The 20398-nt window shown below is 36.1% G+C and carries 21 protein-coding genes; 17 read left to right on the plus strand and 4 right to left on the minus strand.

Translation table 11 applies throughout. From position 1 onward, the window contains the following. Positions 1-25 precede the first annotated feature (25 nt). From paaZ to WH267_RS16480, 5 genes are all read left to right on the plus strand, one after another. The gene (gene paaZ, locus WH267_RS16460; RefSeq protein ID WP_340009781.1) at positions 26-2521 is read left to right on the plus strand and encodes a phenylacetic acid degradation bifunctional protein PaaZ; all 2496 of its coding nucleotides are present in this window, start codon (positions 26-28) and stop codon (positions 2519-2521) included. Between the two features lie 96 nt (positions 2522-2617). Then, positions 2618-3328 (plus strand): XAC2610-related protein, encoded by a 711-nt coding sequence (locus WH267_RS16465; protein WP_340009783.1) that lies wholly within the window; start codon positions 2618-2620, stop codon positions 3326-3328. A 293-nt stretch (positions 3329-3621) separates the two neighbouring features. Next, positions 3622-4407: a DUF4241 domain-containing protein gene (locus tag WH267_RS16470; protein ID WP_340009785.1), complete on the plus strand. Its 786-nt coding sequence runs from the start codon at positions 3622-3624 to the stop codon at positions 4405-4407. Positions 4408-4416: 9 nt separating this feature from the next. Then, entirely contained in the window at positions 4417-5112 is a 696-nt protein-coding gene (locus WH267_RS16475) for an SMUG2 DNA glycosylase family protein (RefSeq protein WP_340009787.1), read from the plus strand. Between the two features lie 34 nt (positions 5113-5146). Further along, positions 5147-7831 (plus strand): DEAD/DEAH box helicase family protein, encoded by a 2685-nt coding sequence (locus tag WH267_RS16480; protein ID WP_340009789.1) that lies wholly within the window; start codon positions 5147-5149, stop codon positions 7829-7831. Positions 7832-7925: 94 nt separating this feature from the next. Here WH267_RS16480 and WH267_RS16485 read toward each other — a convergent pair whose 3' ends face one another. Then, positions 7926-8747 carry a T9SS type A sorting domain-containing protein gene (locus tag WH267_RS16485; protein WP_340009791.1) on the minus strand — a complete coding sequence of 274 codons (822 nt, stop codon included), beginning with the start codon at positions 8745-8747 and terminating at the stop codon, positions 7926-7928. A 32-nt stretch (positions 8748-8779) separates the two neighbouring features. Continuing rightward, entirely contained in the window at positions 8780-9331 is a 552-nt protein-coding gene (locus WH267_RS16490) for a phage tail protein (RefSeq protein WP_340009793.1), read from the minus strand. 339 nt (positions 9332-9670) lie between these two features. Here WH267_RS16490 and WH267_RS16495 point away from each other — a divergent pair, with 339 nt between their 5' ends. Continuing rightward, complete coding sequence (locus WH267_RS16495; RefSeq protein WP_123321558.1) at positions 9671-10435, plus strand: enoyl-CoA hydratase/isomerase family protein; 765 nt, start codon at positions 9671-9673, stop codon at positions 10433-10435. Between the two features lie 48 nt (positions 10436-10483). On the opposite strand, the gene WH267_RS16500 is transcribed toward WH267_RS16495, so the two are convergent. Beyond that, positions 10484-11014: a hypothetical protein gene (locus tag WH267_RS16500; protein ID WP_340009795.1), complete on the minus strand. Its 531-nt coding sequence runs from the start codon at positions 11012-11014 to the stop codon at positions 10484-10486. 199 nt (positions 11015-11213) lie between these two features. On the opposite strand from WH267_RS16500, the gene WH267_RS16505 reads away from it, so the two are divergent. The 11 genes from WH267_RS16505 to WH267_RS16555 all read left to right on the plus strand — a co-directional run bounded on the left by WH267_RS16505 (position 11214) and on the right by WH267_RS16555 (position 18383). Next, complete coding sequence (locus tag WH267_RS16505) at positions 11214-11831, plus strand: hypothetical protein (protein WP_340009797.1); 618 nt, start codon at positions 11214-11216, stop codon at positions 11829-11831. Beyond that, a complete protein-coding gene (locus tag WH267_RS16510; RefSeq protein WP_340009799.1) occupies positions 11831-12475 on the plus strand; it encodes a hypothetical protein in 645 nt (214 codons plus the stop codon). The genes WH267_RS16505 and WH267_RS16510 overlap by 1 nt, the downstream gene beginning before the upstream one ends. A gap of 152 nt (positions 12476-12627) precedes the next feature. Further along, positions 12628-12918 (plus strand): winged helix-turn-helix domain-containing protein, encoded by a 291-nt coding sequence (locus WH267_RS16515; protein ID WP_106918168.1) that lies wholly within the window; start codon positions 12628-12630, stop codon positions 12916-12918. A gap of 61 nt (positions 12919-12979) precedes the next feature. Beyond that, positions 12980-13819 (plus strand): metallophosphoesterase, encoded by an 840-nt coding sequence (locus WH267_RS16520; RefSeq protein ID WP_340009803.1) that lies wholly within the window; start codon positions 12980-12982, stop codon positions 13817-13819. A 12-nt stretch (positions 13820-13831) separates the two neighbouring features. Next, complete coding sequence (locus WH267_RS16525) at positions 13832-14137, plus strand: hypothetical protein (RefSeq protein WP_340009805.1); 306 nt, start codon at positions 13832-13834, stop codon at positions 14135-14137. A gap of 46 nt (positions 14138-14183) precedes the next feature. Next, a complete protein-coding gene (locus WH267_RS16530) occupies positions 14184-14669 on the plus strand; it encodes a Coq4 family protein (protein WP_340009807.1) in 486 nt (161 codons plus the stop codon). A 12-nt stretch (positions 14670-14681) separates the two neighbouring features. Then, positions 14682-14975 (plus strand): hypothetical protein, encoded by a 294-nt coding sequence (locus WH267_RS16535; protein ID WP_340009809.1) that lies wholly within the window; start codon positions 14682-14684, stop codon positions 14973-14975. 24 nt (positions 14976-14999) lie between these two features. Next, positions 15000-16370, plus strand: a complete 1371-nt coding sequence (locus WH267_RS16540; protein WP_340009811.1) for a DUF4153 domain-containing protein — start codon at positions 15000-15002, stop codon at positions 16368-16370. A gap of 12 nt (positions 16371-16382) precedes the next feature. Beyond that, positions 16383-17069, plus strand: a complete 687-nt coding sequence (locus WH267_RS16545; protein ID WP_340009813.1) for a DUF1361 domain-containing protein — start codon at positions 16383-16385, stop codon at positions 17067-17069. Between the two features lie 201 nt (positions 17070-17270). Further along, a complete protein-coding gene (locus WH267_RS16550) occupies positions 17271-17810 on the plus strand; it encodes a hypothetical protein (protein ID WP_115972774.1) in 540 nt (179 codons plus the stop codon). 60 nt (positions 17811-17870) lie between these two features. Further along, positions 17871-18383: a hypothetical protein gene (locus WH267_RS16555; protein ID WP_115972705.1), complete on the plus strand. Its 513-nt coding sequence runs from the start codon at positions 17871-17873 to the stop codon at positions 18381-18383. Positions 18384-18588: 205 nt separating this feature from the next. On the opposite strand, the gene WH267_RS16560 is transcribed toward WH267_RS16555, so the two are convergent. Then, positions 18589-20244 (minus strand): S8/S53 family peptidase, encoded by a 1656-nt coding sequence (locus WH267_RS16560; RefSeq protein WP_340009815.1) that lies wholly within the window; start codon positions 20242-20244, stop codon positions 18589-18591. Between the last annotated feature and the right edge of the window lie 154 nt (positions 20245-20398).

Consider the following 20398-nt stretch of genomic DNA (forward strand, 5'->3'; position numbering starts at 1 on the left):
TTTATATGGTTAAATTAAATATTTTATGCAAAAACTAAAAAACTATATCTACGGACAATGGGTAGAAGGCACCGGAAACGGAGTTCCCTTGTACAATGCCGTTACAGGAGAGCAGGTAGCTGTTTCTGATACAGAAGGGCTTAATTTTGAGCAGGCCCTTGACTATGGAAGAACAGTAGGATATAAAAACCTTTCTTCAATGACCTTCTACGACCGTGGGGAAATGTTGAAAAAAGTGGCACTTTACCTGCTGGAAAGAAAGAAAAAATATTACGACTTATCATATAAAACAGGAGCTACACATGTAGATTCATGGGTGGATATTGAAGGAGGTTTCGGAACTTTCTTTACCTACTCCGGACTGGCAAAAAGAATGCTTCCCAATACTTCATTTTGGGTAGATGGAGATACTCAGAAAATTTCAGCTAACGGAACTTTCTTGGGAACTCATATTTTAACGCCTAGCGAAGGTGTTTCTGTACAGATCAATGCCTATAACTTTCCGGTGTGGGGAATGTTGGAAAAGCTTTCTACTTCCTTATTGGCAGGTGTTCCTTCTATTGTGAAACCATCTCCTTTCGGATCTTACCTTACGAATGCGGTATTCCAGGATATGATTGAAAGTGGAGTTTTACCGGAAGGAGCAGTACAGTTAGTATGTGGAGAACCGGGGAATATTCTGGATTATATTCAGGATGGCGACTCAGTTCTGTTTACAGGTTCAGCTACTACAGGAAGGAAATTGAAATCACTTCCTTCTGTTGCCGGAAATGCAGTACGTTTCAATATGGAAGCAGACTCTCTGAACTGTTCTATTCTTGGATTGGATGCAAAACCGGGAACTCCGGAATTTGATTTATTCATCAAAGAAGTTCGTAACGAAATGACCACAAAAGCAGGTCAGAAATGTACGGCGATCAGAAGAATTATTGTTCCTGAGCACTTAATAGGAGATGTTCAGAATGCTTTATCTAAAGCTTTGGACCAAACAAAAATAGGAAATCCGTTAAGCAGAGAAACCAGAATGGGATCTTTAGTGGGAAGACAGCAATACGAGGAAGTTCTGAGAAAAGTAAATATTCTAAAATCAGAAACAGAGCTTGTTTATGATGGAAAACATGAACTGGTAGATGCTAACTATGACAACGGAGCATTTATGAGTCCTAAATTATTCCTGAATGATAAGCCTTTCGAAAAAAATATCTCCCACGATGTAGAAGCTTTCGGGCCGGTATCTACATTAATGCCCTATAAAGATGCTGAAGAAGCAGCGGCTTTGGCAAAAAGAGGAAAAGGAAGTTTGGTAGGATCTATTGTGTCTCATGATGAGAACTTTATTGCAGAAACCTCATGGAAAATGGCCTCCCAACATGGTAGAATCTTTGTTTTGAACAGAGATAATGCCAAAGAAAGCACTGGACATGGTTCACCACTTCCGACACTAATGCATGGCGGACCTGGTAGAGCAGGAGGCGGAGAGGAAATGGGCGGATTAAGCGGTCTTCATTTTTTCCTGCAGAAAACTGCAATTCAGGGATCACCGGATGTGTTGAAAGCGATTACTAAAATTTACCAGCAAGGAGCGGAAAAGAAATTCTCAGACAAACATCCTTTCCAGAAATACTTCGAAGAAGTTGAAGTAGGAGATTCTTTGGAAACAGCAGGAAGAACTGTTACCGATGCGGATATCGTAAACTTTTCCAATGTTTCATGGGATCATTTCTATGCTCATACTGATGCTACAAGTTTAACGGGAACTATTTTCGACAAAACAGTTGCGCATGGATATTTTATCCTTTCAGCAGCAGCAGGATTATTTGTGTCCGGGAAAAAAGGACCAGTTATCGCCAATTATGGGTTAGAAGAATGTAGTTTCTTTAAACCTGTATATGCTGGTGATACCATTACCGTTTATTTAACAGCAAAAGAAAAGGTTAACAGAGGAGTTAAGGGAAGAAATATTCCGTCAGGAGTTGTAAAATGGCTGGTGGAAGTAGTAAACCAAAGAGATGAGGTAGTTTGTGTAGCAACTATTTTAACCCTGGTGGCAAAACAATCTCCTTTCATCGACCTTACTGTGAAGAATGTTCAAAAGATCTTAAGCGGATTAACAGAAAGTACTCCTGCACTTTGGGGTAAAATGTCTCCACAGCAAATGATTGAGCACCTGGATCAGGCTTTATTGGTAAGTTTAGGTGAGCCTGAAGCAGATAAATGCTTCACTCCTGAAGAACATCTTGAAAAATGGCAGGATTCTCTTTATAACCACAGAGCAATGCCGAAGGACTTTACCGCTCCGTTTTTACCACAGGATGGTTCACTTCCGGAACTTACCTATAAGAATCTGGAAGCTGCAAAACAGGCATTCACTGATAATCTAAAACGATTTGTGGTGTATTACAAAGAAAATCCACAGGCGGAGCACATGAACTTTGTATTCGGAAAACTGAATAAAGAAATGTGGGAACTGATGCATAAGAAACATTTTACCCATCATTTTGAACAATTCGGATTGATTTAATTCAAAATAAATACTTATTAAAATCCCTTTCAGCTCTATGTTGAAAGGGATTTTATTATTCTGTTTTTATTCTCTAAATTCAGGAAAACTTTTAAAATGAGGGATTGGATTCTTTTTGTGGCTTTTTTGGGACTGGCTCTTTTTTCCTGTTCAGGGAATCCCAAACCTGGAAGTGAAAGTTATTTTTCTGAAGAGAAATTTACAGACAGTCTGAATGCAGGCACAAAAGGTAAAACGAAAGTTGTATTTGAAAAATTTAGGCATTCCGGAAATAGAGATGCATATGCTTCCATTCATTTTTATGACCTGAAAAAGACCTTGGTGGAATCCAAAGGCTCAGAATTTAATATGTGGGAGCTGAAGAACAGTTTTGAATTTGATAAAGATGGGGTTTCAGATCTTAATGTAGAGATTGAAGATTTTAATAACGATGGTTTTAATGATGTAACCTATCAAAGTACTATAGCAGGAAGAGGAGGAAATATTGTGATGACTTTATTTGTATATGATCCAAAAAGTAAAGGTTTTATTCACATTAAAAACTCGGATAGATATCCGAACTTAAGTTATAATGCAAAATTAAACTGTATCAATTCCTTGATATTGACAGGTTCTACCACCACGGTGTTTCTTAAGATGAGAAAAGACTCTTTGGATGAATTTGCGAGGGTGAACGTTTCAGATACCATTCAGGTAGAAGTAAAAGATTCTACAGGAAAATTTAAAATCCTTCAAAAGAAACCATTTCTGGATTCAGGTAATGATTTTTACAGAGTTTTTAGAAATTATAATCCCTTGGAATATTAATTTATAATCTTAATGATCATATTGGTTTTGATGGATTGGTTTATTTTGTATCAATATTTATTATATTATTGATATGAAAAATTTCCATTTTTAAACTGTTATTGTTTTATAACCTATCCTTGACAAGGATAGAAAGACAGAAAATCTAATCCTCCAGATTCATTGAAAACTAAGTTACAGAAAATCAGGTAAAGTTAAGAGAAGGAATTAAAAATTGAAATTGAATCCGGCCTAAGCGTTAATGAAGATAAATTTTTATGTATTTTTAAACTTCAATCATAAAATAACTAACAATGAACGAAAGCTGGATGCAAAAATGGGAAGAGATAAAAGACAAATTGATATCTCCTGTAGATATTGAGACCTATTTTACCTCTGATGAAATTATGGAGCAAAAGATGGAGACGATGGGAATAGGTAATGTTTCCCTGCCATCAGGAAAAGTAATTGTAAGAGATCCCCTTGTATATCTGAATCAGAAGGAGCAGCCTTTTTTTGTTGAGGTTCCCACAGGAGATTTTCCAGTAACCATTGCCGTAGTAAAGCTGGAAGATTGGGGAGATCGCTATGCCGCAGTAAAAATTGAATTTACTAAAGAAGAACCGGTTATTTACAGAGAAGCATTAATAGGCATTGAAAATATTGAAGATGCCAGTGAGGACGGTTTTTTTGGATTTAATGTTGATGCCGGTTTAGCATGTATTACCGATCCTGAAGTGGTTCCTCATGTGGATAAGTTTATTTCAGAACTGGATGTAGAGAATATTTACGATGATTATTTTGCAGAACTGTTTGCCAAAAGTTATAAAGAAGATCCGAGAAACCAAAGAGATTTGGGAGATTGGATCAATTGGACGGTGCCTGGTACAGAATATCAGATTCCAATATTTGCAAGTGGAGTAGGAGATGGAGTATATCCGGTTTACTTTGCTTATGATGAACAGGATCAATTATGTGGAGTATATATTCATTTTATTGATATTGAATTAGAATTGTCTGAATATGATGAAGACGAAGATGAGGAGGATGACGAAGATCTAGAAACAGGCCCGGCAGATAATTTTGTTTTTCTAAAATAAATAAAACTGATGAGTAAAACTTTTGCAGATCAGGTTATTGAATTCAATGAAAATCTAAACTATTCAGGAAACCTTCCCGAAGGCTTTGAAGCATTGAATCCGTATCTGGACAATCCGGAGACGATGGAGGTCATGCAAAAGTTTTATCACAAATATTATAACGACTCCGGCAAAAGAAAGTTTATTGTTGGTATTAATCCCAGCCGCCATGGGGCAGGAGTAACAGGAGTTCCTTTTACAGATACCAAACGATTGGAAAGCGTCTGTGGAATACCAATGAAATCTGCCCGTACTCATGAAGTTTCCTCCGTATTTATGTATGATATGATTGCTGATTATGGTGGTGCAGATCTTTTTTATAAAGATATTTATATCAATTCTCCATTCCCTTTAGCCATTGTAAGAAAAACAAAGAACGGATGGCTTAATGCCAATTATTATGATGATAAAGAACTGTTTGAAGCTGTAAAAGTTTTTATGATAGATTCCCTCAAAAAACATATCAGCCTGAATCTGGATACTTCAGAAGTGTTTATTCTTGGGAAGAAAAATGCTGAATTTATCTCAAAACTCAATAAAGAGGCCCAGCTTTTCGATACCATGACGGTTCTGGAGCATCCCCGATATATTCAGCAATACAAATCAAAAGAAAAACAGCTGTACATAGACAAATATATTTTATCATTAAAAGATAAAAATCAGTAATTCCGATGATACTGTTTTTTATTAAATTGTGAACATGAATGTTTTCCCTAAAAACACGACTTTTAAATATAACTGGCGAACTTATCAGAAGAAATTTCTGGACCATCTGGACGAATATCTTATAGATAATCATCTTCATGTTTCTGCACCTCCAGGTTCTGGGAAAACAGTTCTCGGGCTGGAAGTTATGTTGAGGCTTGGCAAACCTACACTCATTGTAGCTCCTACCTTAGCCATAAAAAATCAGTGGATTCAGAGATTTTGTGAACTGTTCCTCAATACAGAAACGGTTCCCGAATGGATATCTTCAGATATTAGAAAGCCGGGAATTATTACTGTCACAACCTATCAGGGAATTCATGCTGCTTCTGAAACAGCTGAAGAAGAGGAGGAAACTATGAGAAAATCTCCAAAAGTACCAGCTTCAGAAATTATAAAACGCCTTCAGAAACAAAAAGTAGGAACCCTTATCCTGGATGAAGCTCACCATTTGAAAAATGCCTGGTGGAGGAGTCTTACGGAACTGAAAAATAAAATTGAACCCACTGTTGTTTCCCTTACTGCAACACCTCCCTTTGATGTTTCCGGTACAGAATGGCAAAAGTATATCCAGTTGAATGGTCCTATAGATGCAGAAATATCAGTTCCTGAACTGATGATTGAAGGAGATCTTTGCCCACATCAGGATTTGGTACACTTTACATTACCCTCTCTGGAAGAGCAAAAGAAAATTGAATATTACCATAAGCAGGCCTTAGGATTCTTTGAAGAAATTAAAAAAGACGATATTCTTCTCAATGCTATTGAGGAGCATCCTGTATATCAGGAGCCGTTGAGCCACCTGGATTGGATCTATGAAAATATATCTTCCTATACTTCCGGGCTGGTTTATCTTCATTTCAGGGAAAAAGAAATTCCCGAAGTTCATTTTGAAATTATCGGTGATCAGCAGAAATATATTCCTGAATTTGATTTCTTCTGGATGGAAGAACTTCTCGACTTCTATTTACAGGTAGATGAAGTTCATTTTAAAAATTATGAAGATCACCATACAGACTTAGGTAACCGTTTAAAAAGGCACGGGTTTTTGGAGCAGAATACTTTGAGTTTCTTTAATAATAAAAATACAAATCAGATTCTCAATTCAAGTATAGGTAAACTTCAGGGAATACAGGATATCGTGGATTTTGAATCTTCCGTACTTAAAGATGATCTGAGAATGGTTATCCTAACTGATTTTATAAAAAAAGAATATCTGAATAACGGAACCCAGAATACCCTCACCCTTGATAAAATAGGAGCCGTTCCCATCTTTGAAAAACTGAGGCGGGAAAACTTCCAGCAGAAAAAAATAGGGATTCTTACAGGGAGTCTGGTGATTATTCCGGTAAATGCTAAAAGTGTATTTGAGGAACTCTGTATAAAAAGAGCCGTTTTTGGGATACGGCTTTCACCATTGAGCTATGATCCGGATTATCTCATGATCGACCTTACGGAACAGATAAAGCGTGATATTGTACACATTATTACGGAAATCTTTCAGCGTGGAGGTATTCATGTTTTGATCGGAACCAAATCATTGCTGGGAGAAGGGTGGGATGCTCCAAAAATGAATACTTTAATTCTGGCAAGCTTTATAAGTTCCTTTGTACTGTCCAATCAGATGAGGGGAAGAGTTATAAGAACAGATAAAGATATTCCTCATAAGACAGGCAATATATGGCATCTTGTCTGCTTTGATCCTAATGATGAAACTGGCGGGCAGGATCTGAATATTATGAAGCGGCGGTTTAAAACCTTTGTCGGGATTTCCAATAAAGATATTCCTACTATTGAAAACAATTTTGAAAGGCTTAATGTTAAAACCATAGAAACTAAGAGCAAAATTTCAGAAATTAATCAGTCATTTTTTGTTCTGGCCCAGGACAGAAAGAATCTTATCAGCCGTTGGGGAAAAGCACTTGATCTTGGAAATATTTTAGTAGAAGAAATACAGGTTCCCTCCATCAATATGACAGCGATGAAGGACGTGAAGATGGACTATGTCGGAAAAATGTCAGGAAATATAGTGAAGGTAATGGCATCTTCCGTATTATTATTCTGGCAGAATCTTTTATTCGGTATTCTCAGAAATATACAGGCGATTGATTCTGTAAAAACCTTTTCATTGATTGTATCCTTATTTGGATTAGCTGGTTTCATCGTATATGGGCGAAAATTATATATATCAGTAAAGCAATACTGGAGATACCGGGATATTGGGAAACAGCTTGGAGCACTTGCAGAAGTAGTTTTACACGGGCTGATTCATGAAAGAGTGATAAGAACCTCTTTTGAACAGTTGAATATTATAAGTTCATCCAATAGTAGCGAAGGAGCATTCTGCTACCTGAAAGGAGGGAGTCAATATGAAAACACACAGTTTATTCAGACTTTACAGGAAATGGTCTCTCCGGTAGATAATCCACGATATATTTTGAAACAGAAAAAGAATTTTTTCTTTCTGAAAAAAGAACAGTATTTTCCGGTACCTGAAATTTTTGCAAAAAATAAAAAAAGTGCAGAATTTTTTACTAAAACCTGGAATAAAACTGTTGGAGCATCAGAACTTATTTTTACAAGAACCATTGATGGCCGCAATATCTTACTAAAACTGAGGTTTGAAGCCCTTTTAAAAAGAAATGGGAGAATAGAACACCTTCATAAATGGACAAGATAAAAAACAATCCCCTTAATATAATCAAGGGGTGTTGTTCATGAATTAGAATCTTTGTGGGAACAAGATCGGATATGAGACTTGTAAATATTAATTTTTAATTTTTAATAACCTTAGTAGATTCAGTGGCTGTTTTAATAAAGTAAACTCCTTTCGGTAATTCTGAAATGCTGATTTCATTAGAACCTTTCTGAATCTGAAAAGTTTTTAGGATTCTGCCATCCGTACTGTAAATTTTGGCCTCCGAATTCTTTTCTGAATTAATTGAGATAGGACCATGAGTGGGATTAGGATAAAGAATCAAGTTTTTTTGAGTGCTTTTGGCTTCTGAGGTTCCTAACACAATGTTACTGTCTTTTACCCAGGTAAAAGCATCAAGAGCTACATACCTAAACTCTCCGTTTGCCGTGATACGAAGTTCATCAATAACAATGTTTGAGTAATTTTGTCCATTTAGGTTAGTCAGATCAATTAAAGTATATCCGTTGGTGCTACCTAAACTTGTTGCAAACCCATTTGTTTTTGTTTGGGTAAATTTTGTGACACCACTCAACCTTCCGGTTATCGTAATGGAACCTGCTACATTAAGTTCAAGATTCAATGCTGAGAGATACATCCAGAATTTGTTCACCTTAAATAAATTAGAAGTGGTTTTAATACTAAATGATGGCGGAGAATCCGGATTATTAGAATTATCAATGTAACGGTTATCATTGGCTGTTCCATTCCAGCCTGTTCCCGGAAAGTTAGCCTGGATATCAAAAATACTCACGTGAGAAATGACATTAAAAATCACTCCATTGTCAGTGAAGCTTGTACTTCCGTTTGATTCTGTCTCAAATTGCTCTGTACTGGTCTGCCCAAATGAGAAAATTGAAATGAGCAGACTACAAATTGTAAAAATAGTAGTGCTTTTCATGATCTTTGTTTTAAATATTAGGTTATGATATATTAATCTCGTGGAGGATAGATACCTGCAATGCAGATGATATAATTCAATCCCAGGTAAGGCTGCATATTATTCATCGGTAAATTTTGTCCTGTAAAAGAAATACTCTGGCTATTAAGAGCCGTATCGGGATTTGCATTATTTACAAAACTTGTAACAGGATTAAAGTCTCTTCCTACCTGTGTTCCAGTAATAGCAATAGCTGTTGCGGCAGTAGGGGTAGAAGTATTGGCATTTTTGTTTGCCACTTTAAATTGAAAGCCAGCTCCAATGCTTGGAAGATTAGACTGTAGAAGAGTGTTTTGTGTAGTTCCTGACATTACACCGAGTGGATAATATTCGTTGGCATTTACATTTCCAGCCCCAATAGCAGTACGCCCTTTTAGGTTGGGTAAAGCAAACGTGGTGATTCCGTCTCCACCATAAGTGGTTCCCAGAATGGAAAACAGCGCTGAATTGCTTGAGATTCTTAGTAAACTTCCGTCACAGAACATCCAGCCTTTAGGTGCAAAGTTTCCTGCAAATAACTTAACGATTCCAATGTATTCGTCCATGGTCAATATTTTTTAGCCTTTAATAGTCTTACTCTGTTGATGGCTTTTCAGATTCCGCCGTTTATTTCTAACCCAAAGGAACAACTAATATAAAAGCTGCAGTAGAGTAGAAAATACCAAATTGAAGACTCCGTATTTCTACGTAAAGAGATATTCTTCTACTCTTAAAAACAGAATTATATATTTAAAATAAAAACTAATAGTAGATATTAGCTCAATACTAACCTCTGACTTCTCTCTTCCTGCTTCCAACCTTAAAAATAGCATGAAATTATTCTCTCTAAGTTTCTCCGAAAGCACTGTATTTAGTATTTTTGTAAGAATCCAATAAAAATTAAAATGAACGAATTCGTAGCATCAGAAATCAAAAATAATATTGCCGAAATTACTTTCGGAACCCCTAAAAGTAATTCCCTTCCGGGAGCTATTTTAGAAAAACTGGCTCAGACTATTTTAGAAGAAGGAGCTAAAGATGAGGTAAAGGCTATTTTAGTAAAAAGTGAAGGTGAAAAAGCATTCTGTGCAGGAGCAAGTTTTGATGAGCTTCTGGCCATTGAAGAGCTGGATGCTTCCACTAAGTTCTTCGGTGGCTTTGCTAAAGTTCTGAATGCAATGAGAAACTGTGGAAAGATTGTGGTAGTAAGAGTGCAGGGAAAAACAACCGGAGGTGGAGTAGGAATTGCCTGTGGTGCTGATTACTGCTTTGCAACAAAAGACTCAGCATTAGCACTTACAGAAATCAATTTAGGAATCGGACCTTTCGTAATCGGACCCTATGTAGAAAGAAAAATCGGAAAATCACAGTTCTCAGCAATGGCTATTGATGCAGACTTCAGATCGGCTGAGTGGGCAGAACAGCATAATGTATATCATTCCGTTTCAGAAAACATCCAGGAAATGGATGAGAAACTTGACAAGTTTATGCAGACCCTGGCTTCCAGAAGCAGCGATGCTTTGGCATTGATCAAGAAGGTTTCATGGGAAGGAACAGATCATTTCAATGAACTGATGCCAGCAAGGATTCACATGAGTGCCAGCCTTATTCTGGAAGATTCTGCTAAGAAAAATATTGAAGCTATTAAAGAAAGACTAAGAGCAAAATAGTTTTTAGTTCTTGAAAATATTCAGCCGTTGATTACTTCAACGGCTTTTTTAATTCTTACTCTCAGAATGGCCAAGAGAAAGAACCTCCTTGCTGTACTTGAAATAAGTTACCATTACTTTTGTTCCGATTTCATATTGATCATAATCTGTTTTCTCAACAGAGAGCATTATCTTTTTCCCTTTGTGGCATCCCGCAAAAGTAATAATGTACTCATCACCTTCCGTTTTATGCTTGGAAATAATTATGCTTTCCAACCTGTTTTTGCCGTTTTGAATATCCTTTTTCCATCTCCCTTTGAAATATTGATAGAGAAGCCAATGCATTAGCAAGAAAAATAGATAGAGTGCTACTGCGACACCAAAAAATAAAAGGTAATGGTAATATTTAAAATTCTTAAACTCGTTTTGCAAAAAATAAGCGCCAGTAAGCATGACGAGTATAATAACGGCAAGTACAACCCCCGAGAAATCCTTAAAAAAATCTCTTTTGTGGATGGCTATCCTATGGAGCTCTTCCTCGTTTAAAGGAATATTTTCCTGTAAATGTATTTGAGAATAATCAATTAAAACTTTTGTCATAATAAGATAATTAAAATTGGACGTTATTCTTCTGTTTACTTTCCCGGATGAATAGTGATCAGTTCATAGGGGCTATATTTTTGATCATCTTAAAGTTAAAAATTATAGGACTGGCTTGATAAAAAAATTAGTATAAGTTTAAAAAAAATATTTTGCAGATTAAAAATAAATTATAACTTTGTAATTCAAAGTTCTTTTTATGGATTCAAAAAATTATCACGAAGATTTGTCCCATATCCGTTCCATGATGGAACGGTCTTCCAGATTTATTTCTTTGAGCGGGCTCTCGGGAGTTGTGGCTGGTGTAGTAGCACTTTTAGGTGCTGGGTATGCCTATTTTGCCATGGAAAGTAAAAAAATGGAATACATTAACGGAGGTAGACTTCATTTTACCTCTGAATTGGTTCAGGAATTGGTCATCACCGGATTAGTAGTTCTGGTAGCAGCAGTTTTCAGTGGGTATATTTTTACAGCCAATAAAAGTAAAAAGAAAGGATTAAAGATTTGGGATGCCACTACCAAAAGACTTTTAGTCACCTTTTCAGTTCCATTAACGGCAGGAGGAATCTTTTGTGCAGCTCTTATTGAGCATCATTTAGTAGTATGGATTGCTCCTACAACTTTGATTTTCTATGGATTGGGCCTTATAAGTGCTGAAAGATACACTCTTCCGGATGTAAAATATCTGGGATATTGTGAGGTTGTTCTTGGATTATTGTCTCTGTTTTTTCTGGGTTGGGGATTGTTTTTCTGGGCAGTAGGTTTCGGTATTCTGCATATTGTCTACGGGCTTATTATGCATAAGAAATATAAGTAATGGGAATTGGTTTTGTAATATTTATTCACCTTTTCATTATAGCTGTTTTCAGTTTTATTTGTGCTGTAATAGGATGTATACTTACTTATTTCATCAGCAGAAAGGAAAGAAGAAGACGAAAAATGATACTGACATTTATAGCTCCTTTTGTAGCGCTTTATACTTTCTATATCGTTGGAGTTATTGGTTTTTCGATTGTATCAGAAAATAAAAAAGTAGATATCGGAATTGGGGATGCCTGGTATATTCCTTTGAAAAATAATCATCAACTGCTATGTATTGATATTCCGGAACAGGCGAGCATTAATAAAAATAATGGAGAAACTCAGATTTCAATGGTAGCAGAAATTGAAGAGAAAGGAAATCAGATTTTTGGAAAAACTTTTGGTAACGAGTACTTTTTGCTGGATACAAAAACAGATTCGATAAAAACTTTTACTACAGAGAAAGAGTTGGTTGCCTTGCATTCAGATAAGAAACTCAGGCTGGCGGATGTCACAGAATTTTATTCTGAAAGAAAAGATAATGGGTTACTGGCCTCTGATGATAGGATTGTTGTCTCTCATAATCAGCATTGGAGCGGTATACATTTTGAAACTGGTATTAATCTTTTAATATTTGAAAAATCATCACATGTGTCATAAATAAGGCTTTCCGGAAGGATAAAAAATTTTAATCCTTATTTTTGCACCGTTTTTTGAAACAAAAAGAAGCTGTAAAACTATGGCAACATAGGAGTAAAGAGAATGAAAAATAGTCACATTGTGGCTGTTTCAGAACAAATAAGATAAAGAAAATGATCAAAATAAGTCAACTCAATAAAGAATTTGAAAGCCGTGTAAGACTGGGTATAATGTCCGTTCTTATGGTGAACGACTGGGTTGATTTCTCTGAAATGAAAGCTTTGTTGGAGATCACAGACGGAAATCTTGCCAGCCATAGCAACGCATTGGAGAAAGTAGGATATATTGAGGTTAAAAAGGAGTTTGTAGGAAAGAAACCTAAAACCTCTTACCGTGTTACACAAAGTGGGAGACAGGCTTTTACTGATCATCTGGATGCCCTTGAAAAACTATTGGGACGATAGTCCTATATTTTTTTGAATTTTAACTTTGTAATTCAAAGTTCTTTGTTTTAAAATAGATATAATGGATAGAAAAACATTTTTAAAAAAGATCTTACAGATTTCAGTTTTGGGTGTTTTCCCTGGATTGTATTCTTGGCAGGTAGAACCTTTTTGGATAGAATTTGTTCAAAGAAAGCTTCCTGTGAAAAATTTACCTCAGGCATTAGAAGGAAAGATACTGATGCAGATTTCTGATTTGCATGTAGGGGCCTATTTCGATTGGCATTTTCTCATTGATTCTTTTCAAAAAGCCCAACAATATAAACCCGATTTTGTAGTGTACACCGGAGATTTTGTAAATACAGGAATCCTTCAGGAACAGAGAGATCTGAAAAAAGTAATGGAAAACTGTGTTCTGGGGACTTTAGCAACTTTTGGAATCTTAGGAAACCATGATTATGGAAAGAACTGGGAGGATATAGAATGTTCAGAGAAAATATGTGATACACTTAGTAATTCAGGGATCACGATGCTCAGGAACACTCAGGAGGAAAGTTATGGTTTGAATTTTATAGGGTTCGAAGATTTATGGTCATCCCGCTTTCAACCTGTAGAAGCGATGGCAAAATATGATCCATCAAAAGCCAATATTGTACTTTGTCACAACCCTGATGCCTGTGATTTGGATATATGGAATGGGTATCAAGGCTGGATTTTGAGTGGACATACCCATGGAGGGCAATGTAGAATTCCAGGAATTATCACCCCTATACTTCCGGTAAAGAATAAAGAATATATCTCCGGAGAGATTGATCTGAAAGATGGGAGAAAGTTGTATATCAATCGTGCTCTTGGGCATTCTTTTCAGATAAGATTTATGGTACGTCCCGAAATCACTGTTTTTACATTAACCCAAGCTTAAATAATTACATCAATGGAAGATAAAGAAATAATCAATCTAAGTAAATCAATATTTGGTGGGTGTCTTGCCCTGGGAACAATTTGTCTTTTAGGAGGCGTATTTAAACTGGAGCCGTTCGTTGCGGCCGGTTATATGCTGCTCATTATTGCTACTCCCGTTAACTTATTCCTGGTACTCGCTTTTTTAATCCATGGACTTGTGAATCGATCCAGTTTAAAAACTTGTATAAAAGCAATTGGTATACTTTCTATCAATATTCCCATTGCAATTCTGTATGCTGTCATCGGGATTTGTTTAATCTCTGATGGACATTGGTAATCTTTAAATCATAATAGGTTCTCATTCTTTTTTAAATACATACACTATGAAAAAAATACGCGTTCAGTTTCTGCTTTTTGTGTACGATAAAACTCAAAAGCTCTACAGAAAATACTTTAAAAAGAAAAAAAGACAATGGCAGTTCAATGAAAGGCAGCTGCTGGAGTTTCAGGAAGATTCACTGGGAAGAAAACTAGGAGAATTCTACCATAAACATGGGTTTTCAATGATTCCCAAAATGGAAAATCATGATGTTCACCATCTGATCACTGGCTGCGGGACCAACTTTGAGGATGAAATTGCCATGCAATATCTTTTGCTTGGAAACGGAAAGCTCAATGCCCATTTGCTGGCAGCTATTGTATTGGGAACCCTTATTCTTCCGGAATACATGAAAATTTACTTTAATGCCTATCGGAAAGGACAGATGATGAGAGCCTTCTACGAATGGGATTTTGAAGGTTTACTCTGGCAGAACTTTGATCATCTGAAAGATTTTATCCAACAGAAAGATCCGGTTGTTTTACATTAAAATGCAAATGACGTGGAAAATATAAAGTTCAGTTCTAACGGGAGATATACTTTTCTTATTTCTTTCGGTCTTGGTACATTCTTGTTTTTATTATTTTTTATCACCAGAAATGAAGGCTTGTTGATTTGTGGGTTGATCTATGTAATTTTTGCAATACCTGTGAACATGACAGTGCTTTTATATGAGTTGCTTCATTTCCTGATGGATATTTCCGAAAGAAAAGATTCGGGAAACTCTGTTCTCCTTTTGTTGGCAAATATTCCAATCGCAGCAATGTATCTTCTTATTATTTTCAATTTTTCATAATCTAATTTTTAAATATTTATTATCATGAAAACACATCACTATATATTTCTAACAACAGCCCTATTTGTCATTCTATTTTATGATCAGGACATGGGACTGAATTTTGGAATTCTCGGAATTCTATATGCGATTCTGAATTTCTTTAAAACACTTCAGAAAGATAAAACCAGAACATTTTACATTCTTACAGGAACCAGTATGCTTTCGGGGATTGCTTTTGCCTGGTTTGGTGACTTTGCTTCATTCCTGGCGGTGGCAAGTTCACTTCTTCTATTAGCCTATAAGTCAAAAAACAGGAACATGAAGATCCTTTTCCTGATTCCTGTTTTCATAACAAACTGCTGTACCTCCATTTGTAGAGTCTTTATGTTGGATAAATGGCTTCCTCAAAGAAACGTCCCGGGAATGTGGCAGAAGATTATGGCTTTTGTACTGATCCCTTTATTGCTTCTATCCATATTCTTTGGAATTTATGCCGCAGGAAGTGATCATTTTGCAGCTCTTTTCACAGATTATGAACTGGATATCAATCTTTGGCAGGTCTTTTGTCTTTCCGTTTTAGGATTTTTTATTGCTTTTAATTTCTGGAACTTTGCTGTGGAAAGGCTGATCTATAAAAATCATCATTTTTTGGATAATGACTTTCAGGAAAACGCCAAGGAACCTAAGTCAACCTATTCGTTCCTTGATCTGGACGCAGAAAGAACGAGTGGTGTAATATCTTTCTTCTGTCTGAATATTTTGCTGGTTTTCTTCATTATCACCTATAATTATGAGCAGTTCTATGAAGTTTCAAAAACACCGGTTCAGCTTTCAGAAGAGACGCATGAGCGTGTCAATGCTGTGATTATGTCTATTGTGATGGCTATTCTGGTGATCATGTTCTATTTTAAATCAGGTTTCAATTTTGATTCCAAAGCAAAGCTGCTGAAAATTTTAGCTAAAGTCTGGATTATTTTGAATGCCATACTCATTCTGTCTGCAGCAGCCAAAAACTATGAATATATCGTTAATTATGCCTTTACGTATAAGAGACTGGGCGTTTTTGCTTTCCTTCTCTTATCTCTGGTGGGACTTGGTTTAACTTTTATGAAAATTCAAAAACAAAAAAGAAACGCCTTCCTCTTCAATACCATGGCGTGGTATCTTTATGGAACCATTTTGATTTGCAGCTATATCAACTGGGGTGGTATTATTACTTCACAGAATATGAAGCGGAAAGATTTTGCAGTGAACTATCATTTGGGGGCAGTTAACTTCAGTGAAAAAGGTCTGCTAAAATATGCAGATGAAAAGAATAATCAAAAGCTTAAAAAGGATCTTCAGAATAAAATTAAGGTAGAAAAATCCAAATCTTTCCTTTCAAAAATTATGTATTATCAAACGATCAAATAACAATAGAACGCAATGAAAAAGTTAATGGAATCTCCACGATTTAAAATAAATGTTTTGCTTGTATTCATGACATTGTTCTGTTTCAGTCTCTCTGTTTTCAGATATTATATCAGCGAAACAAAGGTGTTTTTCTTTCTGAACTGGAATCTGTTTCTGGCATGGATCCCTTTATTTCTGAGTAGCCTGATATTGATATTCAATATGAAAAGTAAAATATCTGTCGTCTTCATTATTGTGGTCTGGATCTTGTTTTTTCCGAACTCACCCTATATTCTGACCGATCTTTTTCATTTAAAGGCAAGAAATACCATTCCTATCTGGTACGATCTGATTGTTATCCTCTCTTATGCCTGGACAGGATTAATATGTGGTTTTATAAGTCTCAACGATATTGAAAAACTTCTTTCCGGTTATACCAAAGAGAGAATCATTAACGGTATTGTAGTGCTTTTTCTTTTCATGAGCAGTTTTGGAGTGTATCTGGGAAGATTTCTGAGATGGAACAGTTGGGATATTCTCAATAATCCTTTCGGGTTATTCAATGATATTGTAGTACGTTTTATCTATCCGCTGGAATATACAAAGACCTGGGGTGTTACCCTTTTAATGGGCATTATGCTCAATTTTATGTATTTCACTTTTAAGCTCATTAGAAACAGTAACGAAAAGCTTTTGCAGCCTGAAAATATAGACCGTTAAGAGAGTTGGAACAATTTTAGCATTTAAAAAGACCTGATTAACCAGGATTGAATTGTAAAATGGAAAATGATGGCACATCTCAAAATATGTAAGTATTGATAATATTCAATCAAATATAACTTCGGAAGTATGGAAAACTACAATAACTTCCATCTCCCGGCCTCCATCTTCCATCTTCTTCAAGCCTTAAAATTAATTATTATGAAAAAAAGCTTATTGTTAATTCCATTGATTATTATTTCCTGTAAAAAAGATCCTGCTGTAATAGATGTATCTCATAAAGATTCTACCATTGTAACGGAAATGCCGGATTCTGTTCATAAGGCAGATTCAGTAGCATTAAGAAAGAAAGATTCAATTATTAACAATGCTCCTGCTACCAGAGAAGTATTACGTAAAGGCGTAATGAGAAATGAAAAAGAAGGTCAGATTGTGAGAACAGCAGATGCTTCTCAGCTTCCTTTTACCTTGGGAGAAGAATTTAAAAATGATGATCAGGAGCTTATTTTAAAGCTTACCAATTTTGAGCAGTCTAATATCAAAGCAAAGATTTCGACGAAAGAGAAAGATTTTAATATCAGATTCAATCAGATAAAACTTCCCAATGGAAATTATGATGGGCCTTTCGGAAGAGAAATCACCTATGATATTCCTGAAAAAGGAGAAGTATGGCTGATCATAGGAAAAAGTAATATGGCTTCTGGAAACACTAAAGGACATTTTACAGTGAGCATTGAGTAGCATCAGTCAATTTGGTACAGTTTCTGCAAATTAACATCATGAAGTTTAAATTTTAAAATTATGAAAAATATAGTTCTAACAGCAATGGCCGCCTCAGCTGTACTTGTAAGTTGTGGAACCGTACAGTCGCTGGTTCAGAATACATTTCCCTATACAGCAAATGTTTTAGTTTCCACAGGAGTGCCTGCTGATAAAGAAGTCTCTTCAACCGCAACCGCTACCAATGTACAAACTTGGTTTGGAGGAAATAATAATGCACAGATTAAGGATGTAAGAATCTCTGATGCTAAAATATCCGTAGTATCTCCTTCAGGAGGAAATTTAAGCGCATTTAAAACTATTAAAGTATACGTTTCATCCAGTGGAACAGGAGAAAAACTGATCGCATCCCGCTCAAATATCTCTACCAATTCATCCAGTATGAGTCTGGATCTGAATGACACAGGATTCCTGGATAGCATTGTGAAAAGTTCAGGACTTACGGTAAGAACAGTTTATGAACTGAAGAACCAAACCTCTTCAGACATGAATATTAAAGTAGCCCTTAATTTCAGCAGCGTCCCTGCGAAATAATTGTTATAAAAGTTAAGACAAAAAACTCCTTTCAATCGCTGAAAGGAGTTTTTTACTTTGAATAAGAAAGAATAGAAGATGACAGTTATCAAAGTCATTCAGAATAACGACTGTCCCTTTTTACTTTTACAAAGATCGCTTTATTATATCTTTAGTAATACTAGGGCTAGCATTAACCTCCAGCTTCAATCTTCCCGCTTCCTAACTATAGTTTAGTAAACTTTTCCACAACCCGTCTTGATCCTTCATTGATATTAATGATATACTGGCCTACAGGAAGCTGAGAGACATTAATCTTTTCACCGGAAGAAACCGTGTTTTTTATCACTGACCTTCCATGCATATTGATGATTTCTATGCTCAGTCTTTTATCTTCAGTACTTTGAATAGCTATATAGCTGCTGGATGGATTGGGATAAATTTTTACCTCCAAAGCAGGCAAAGCCTTAGTAGAAACCATAGACTTGCTTTCCAGTTGTAAAATAGCATTTTTCACATTAGGAAGAGGGCCAATTTTTTTATTAACATCAGTACCTCCCTGTGGAATTCCGGTAGAAACTAAAAGATTTTTCATAGCGGTAGGACTTAAATATTGCCCTGTACTCTGGCGATAATAAGACTGAAGAAGTACAGCTGCAGAAGCCACAGTAGGGGTAGCAGAACTGGTTCCGCTGAAATAGTTATATGTTCTGTTGTTATCGTTATCATACTTTGCATACGATCCGTATCCGGCTGCCAGAACACTGCTTCCCCAACCTTGTACATCCACTCTGCTTCCATAAGTACTGAAGCTTTGTTTAGAATGAGTGGTATTGGGAGTTCCTGCTCCTACAATGATCGCGCCGCTGTTTCCTCTTGCTCTGTATGCAGCATAAAAAGGATCATCAAGATCCTGATTTCCATTTCCGGCTGCTGCAATGATAATAATTCCTGAATCTGTAGCCGCTTTTGTAAGATCCCAGATCACACTGTCGTACTCTGCAGGACAATATTGGCCATCTTTTCCACCAGTCTGCATTTCATACAGGATGATATCCCCGGCCTGAGAAGCATTGATCGATCTGCTTACCGCTGAAGCTCTGTTATATCCAACAGTAGTCCATTCCATATATCCTTTTATTTCTGATGCATTATAAACCGCACCTGTAAGCCCGATATTATCTTTTACAGATCCCAAAATGCTTACCACAGCTGTTCCGTGATCACGATAGTTATTGTTGGCTAATCCTGAATTGGGAGAATAGCCGGGTTCTAATTGAATTGAATTCTGGTTGGAGAGCATTTCGTGTGTTTTGTAAAAACCATATTCCACATCACGGATACGTACATTCTGTCCCGTAATTCCCTTAGACCATGCATATTTTGCATTGATTCCCGGATTGTCATTCAGGTAAGTCTGAAGGTTTTCCAGATCCGGAGTGGCAACAAACATATTAACAAATGGAGGCTCAATAGGAGAGCCACTCATCACAGATACATATTCTATTTCCGGGAATTTTTCAAGAATACGAATCAGATTTTTAGAAGATCCGTCCTTTTGAACAGGAAGATCAGCTTTAAATATCCTTTTGAGTTTTTGAACAGACTCACCGGTATTTCCATTCACTTTACTGCTTTCTGTCATTTCATTGATCTTTGCATCACTGAATCCCAGATCATATGTAAATGAAACTCCATTTTCCCTGGCAAACCTTTCCAGCTCAGGATTTCTGGTAAATGCAGCCTTTTCCGAATGGATACCCTTTGAAAAACATACGTATATCTGATCGTTTTGATCATCATTGCGCGTTGATTGAGATTGTCCAAAGGAAAAGGAGAAACAGAATACAGATAATGTAAGAAGTTTGATTTTTGTTTTCATGTTATTTTTATTAAATGGTTGTGAATTGGTTTGGATAATATCAAAAATAATAATAAAATGAAAACAAATCACGTTTTTGTGAATTTATTTTTCAATGAGCCGGTTTGTCCTTTGTGCAAAGGATTTATCATATTTTTCTAAAAGAAATACCTTT

It is taken from the genome of Chryseobacterium sp. MYb328 (assembly GCF_037572595.1).
Classification (GTDB): domain Bacteria; phylum Bacteroidota; class Bacteroidia; order Flavobacteriales; family Weeksellaceae; genus Chryseobacterium; species Chryseobacterium pennae.